This is a genomic window from Nonomuraea lactucae (genome assembly GCF_003313395.1).
GTDB lineage: Bacteria > Actinomycetota > Actinomycetes > Streptosporangiales > Streptosporangiaceae > Nonomuraea > Nonomuraea lactucae.
Genome location: NZ_QNFZ01000209.1, coordinates 1 through 4,371 on the forward strand (window position 1 = coordinate 1; position 4,371 = coordinate 4,371).

6 protein-coding genes are annotated in these 4,371 nt (G+C 69.1%); all 6 read right to left on the reverse strand.

Annotated elements, in window-relative coordinates; translation table 11 throughout:
• A partial coding sequence (locus tag DQW85_RS13115) for a DnaJ domain-containing protein (RefSeq protein WP_162794944.1) occupies nucleotides 1–270 on the reverse strand: 270 nt, incomplete at its 3' end.
• Nucleotides 270–773: a nucleotide exchange factor GrpE gene (locus DQW85_RS13120; protein ID WP_113700598.1), complete on the reverse strand. Its 504-nt coding sequence runs from the start codon at nucleotides 771–773 to the stop codon at nucleotides 270–272. The genes DQW85_RS13120 and DQW85_RS13115, both read right to left, overlap by 1 nt.
• A gap of 1 nt (nucleotide 774) precedes the next feature.
• Nucleotides 775–2,667 (reverse strand): molecular chaperone DnaK, encoded by a 1,893-nt coding sequence (gene dnaK / locus DQW85_RS13125; protein WP_113700599.1) that lies wholly within the window; start codon nucleotides 2,665–2,667, stop codon nucleotides 775–777.
• Nucleotides 2,668–2,686: 19 nt separating this feature from the next.
• Nucleotides 2,687–3,160, reverse strand: coding sequence for a YflT domain-containing protein (locus DQW85_RS13130; protein ID WP_113700600.1), 474 nt, complete (start codon nucleotides 3,158–3,160; stop codon nucleotides 2,687–2,689).
• 19 nt (nucleotides 3,161–3,179) lie between these two features.
• The gene (locus DQW85_RS13135) at nucleotides 3,180–3,638 is read right to left on the reverse strand and encodes an Hsp20/alpha crystallin family protein (protein ID WP_205315088.1); all 459 of its coding nucleotides are present in this window, start codon (nucleotides 3,636–3,638) and stop codon (nucleotides 3,180–3,182) included.
• 47 nt (nucleotides 3,639–3,685) lie between these two features.
• Nucleotides 3,686–4,371, reverse strand: a 686-nt coding sequence (locus tag DQW85_RS13140; RefSeq protein WP_162794945.1) for a helix-turn-helix transcriptional regulator, incomplete at its 5' end; no start/stop codon positions are given.

Sequence of the window (4,371 nt, forward strand, 5' to 3'; positions counted from 1 at the left end):
CGCACGGGCGCGGGCCCACTCGGCGGGGTCCACATCGGGCGGCACCTGGCGGAAATCGTGCCCGAACGCGTCGTAGCGGCGGCGCGTCTCGGGATCGGAGAGCACGGAGTACGCCTCCGAGATCTCCTTGAACTTGTCCTCGGCGCCGGGATCCTTGTTGACATCAGGGTGATAGGCGCGCACGAGCTTGCGGTAGGCCCGCTGGATCTCGTCGGCGTCGGCGTTCCTGCCCACGCCGAGCACCTCGTAGTAGTCGCGCCGTGGGGCCATCACTCCGCCTTCTTCGCGACGGCCACGATCGCCGGCCTGAGCTGCCGCTCGGCATCGCCGTAGCCGGGACGGAGCACCTCCACCACAGTGCCCGGGTCGGCATCGGCCCGCTCTACGGTGGCTACCGCCTCGTGGCGGGCGGGATCGAAGGGTACGTCCACCTCGTCATGGCGGGGGTAGCCGAGCTTGGCCAGGAGGGCGACAGCCTGGTCACGCACGGCCCGTATCCCGTCGAGTACCGCGTCCGCGCCTCCGTCGCCTGCGTGGCTCAGCGCGAGCTCCAGGTTGTCCAGGATGGGCAGCCACTCGGCCGCCACCCTCGCCCGTTCCTCCGCCCTGATCCGCTCGGCGTCGCGGGAGATGCGCTTGCGCAGGTTGTCCAGGTCGGCGACGGCACGCAGCCAGCGGTCCTCCAGCTCCGCGAGCTTCGCGTCGGCCTCCGCGGGCGAGATGGCTTCCTCACCCTGCGCGCCGGCCTGGGTCTGGGGTGTGTGCTCGTTCATGTCACTCGGGCTCCGACGTCGTGAACTCGGCGTCGATCACGTCCTCCTCACCGCCAGGGACACCTTCCGTCCTGCCCTGCGGCGGCACGCTGGGCCCGCCGCCCGCGGCGGCTCCGAGGCTGTGATACACCTGCTGCAGCTCGCCGCTGAGTGTGCGCAGCCGGTCGATCGGCGCCTCTTCCTTGATCGCCTGTCGGGCCTCCTCCACGAGCTGCCCGGCCCTCGCCTTCTCGTGCACGGGAACCGCGTCGCCCAGCTCCTCCAGCCGACGCTCCACCTGGTACGCGACCGAGTCCAGCTCGTTGCGCGCGTCTATGGTCTCGCGGAGTCTGACGTCCTCCGCACGGTGCCGCTCGGCATCGGCGACCATCCGCTCGATCTCCGACTTGTCCAGGTTGGAGCTCTCGCTGATGGTGATCCGCTGCTCGGCGCCGGTGTCCTTGTCCCGTGCCGAGACGTTGAGTATGCCGTTGGCGTCGATGTCGAAGGTGACCTCGATCTGCGGCACCCCCCGCGGCGCGGGCCGGATGTTCTCCAGCCGGAAGCGCCCGAGCACCCGATTGTCGGCGGCGCGCTCACGCTCGCCCTGCAGGACGACGATGTCGACGGCGGTCTGGTTGTCCTCGGCCGTGCTGAAGACCTCGGTACGGCGCGCGGGGATGGTCGTGTTGCGCTCGATCACCTTGGTCATGAGCCCGCCGAGCGTCTCGACGCCCAGCGACAGAGGCGTGACGTCGAGTAGGACGACGTCCTGCACCTCGCCCTTGATGATCCCCGCCTGGACAGCCGCGCCGATCGCGACGACCTCGTCCGGGTTCACCGTCATGTTGGGCTCCTTGCCCTCGGTGAGCCGGCGCACGAGATTCTGCACGGCGGGCATCCGGGTCGCCCCACCGACGAGGATCACTTCGTCGAGGTCCACGGGCCTGAGCTTCGCGTCCTCCATCGCCTGCTTGACGGGGGCGATGCAACGCTCGACCAAGTCGGCGGTGATCTGCTCGAACGTGGAGCGCCTGAGCGTGGTGTTGAGGTGCTTCGGCCCCGAGGCGTCCGCCGTGATGAACGGCAGGCTGATCGTGGTCTGGGTGACCTCCGAGAGCTCCACCTTGGCCTTCTCGGCCGCCTCGAAGAGTCGCTGCAGGGCCTGCGGGTCGTTACGCAGGTCGATGCCCTGGTCCCGCTGGAACTCGTCGGCCAGGTGGTCGACGATCCTGCGGTCGAAGTCGTCGCCGCCGAGGTGGCCATCGCCGGAGGTGGCGCGGACCTCGACCACGCCTTCGCCGATATCCAGGATGCTGACGTCGAAGGTGCCGCCGCCCAGGTCGAACACCAGCACGGTCTCGTTCGTCTTCTTGTCCAGCCCGTACGCGAGCGCCGCCGCCGTCGGCTCGTTGATGATCCGCAGGACCTCGAGCCCCGCGATCCGCCCCGCATCCTTGGTCGCCTGGCGCTGGGCGTCATTGAAGTACGCCGGAACGGTGATGACCGCCTCGGTCACCTTCTCACCGAGGTATTTCGCCGCATCGGCGGCCAGCTTCCGCAGGACTAGGCCGGAGACCTCCTCCGGCGCGTACTGCTTGCCGCCGACCTGGAAGCGCACGGCTCCCTGGGGTCCCTCGACCACGTCGAAGGAGACCGCGTGGATCTCGCTCTTGACCTCGTCGAAGCGGCGGCCGATGAATCGTTTCGAGGAATAGATCGTTCCCTTCGGGTTCAGTATGGCCTGGCGGCGGGCCATCTGGCCTACCAGCCGTTCGCCCTGATCGGTGAAGGCCACCACGGACGGCGTCGTCCGCGAGCCCTCCGCGTTGGGCAACACCGTGGGATGGCCGTCTATTGTGGCGGCGATCACCGAGTTCGTGGTGCCGAGATCGATGCCGACTGCTTTCGCCATCACTCGCTCCCTCGTCCTGCTATCCACTCATCGCCCGGAGCAGCTCATGGGCCCTGGCCGCGTGTTCCGAATCGACGAGAACCTCGTACTTGTCGGCCACGAGGGCGCTCTCGGAGACGAAGTCCCGCCGGCCGCCCTGGAGGGCGTGCGAGACCAGCCCGAAGATCGCTCCCGCCACCACGCCCCACACCAGCCCCCAGAGCACCAGAGGCAACGCTGCCGCGGCCGAGATCGAGAAAATCGCCAGGAAGAGACCGATGAGCAGCCCGAACCAGGCTCCGGAGGCCGCGCCCCATGCGGCCGCGCGCAGAAGGGTCATCCGCGCGAGAACCCGCTCCACCGAGCGCAGCCCGGCGCCGACGATCAATGTCCCCTGCACGGGGAATCCATGGTCGGCCAGGTAGTCGACGACTTTCTGCGCCTCCTCGTAGCTGCGGTAGCTCCCAATCGGTTCCCGGTTGGTGGTGGCGGGGCCTGACGACGCGACGGGCATGACTCCTCCTCTCCCCGCCTCAGGCGGAAACCTCGATGTGCTTGGGCTTGGCGGCCTCCGCCTTGGGCACGGTGATGGTCAGCACACCGTCGGACAGGTGAGCCTCCACGCGGTCGGCGTCGACGTCTCCCGGGAGTGTCGTGCGCAGCTCGAACTGGCCGGTCCTGCGCATCTTGCGGTGCCTGCGCTGACGCTCCTGCTCCTCGATCTGCCCGGTGACGATCAGCTCGCGCTCGGACAGCTGGACGTCGATCTGGTCCTTGCGCGCTCCGGGGACATCGATCTCCACGACGTAGGAGTCTTCAGTCTCCGACACGTCCGCCATGGGCACCCAAGCCCCCATGCCGCCATCGCCGGGAAGAGCGCCCAGAGCCTCGCCCAGAGCCGCGTTCATGAGCTGTCCCAGCCTGTCGTAGGTGTCTTCGATCTCGCGGGCGGGGAACATCTCGCCGCCCCTGCGACGTACTAGCAGCGCCATCTGGACCTCCTGGATGGGTTCCTGAATAGGCCGAAAGATGTAACGACCTACATTTCCGAACCTGGCCCAGGCGTCTCGCGGGCACATCCCCCAGCTGAGTAGTCATCGCCGCGACTCCGTGCGACCCGTGCGCCGCGGCCGCCGCCGGGCGAGGCGTCCCTCGACTGCTCCGCCGCGAGCCGCGCGAGCTCGACCCGGGATCTGATGCTCAGCTTGCGGAAGACGTGCCTCAGGTGGAACGCGACCGTGTGCACACTGATGAACATCTGTTCGGCTATCTGCGGGTTGGTGCATCCGTCCGCCGCAAGCAACGAGATGGCGTGCTCGGTCCCGGTCAGGCTGTCCCAGCCGGAGAGGGGGCGTTCGACGTAGCTCCAGTGGCGGTGGCGTATCCCCATTCCGCGCAGTCTCTGGCGGATGCGCGCGGAGTCCCGCAGGGCGCCGATGTCGTGATACAGGCCCAAGGCGCGGTCCAGGCTCTCGGTCGCCGCCACGCGCTGCCCGGCGGTGGAGAGCAGCATGCCGAGATCCTCCTCGGCGGAGGCCCGCGCCCACACGTCCTTGGTCCGCCCGGCGGCCAGGGCCAGCGCGTCGCGATCCCCGTCGAGCAGGCCCCTGGCATGCGCCGCGGCGGCGGCAAGCGTGGGAAACTCATGGTTGGCCCGGCCGAGGGCCTCGGCGGCGGCCGCCACGTGCTCGGCCGCCACCCGGTCGCCGGCGGCCAGGGCGACCC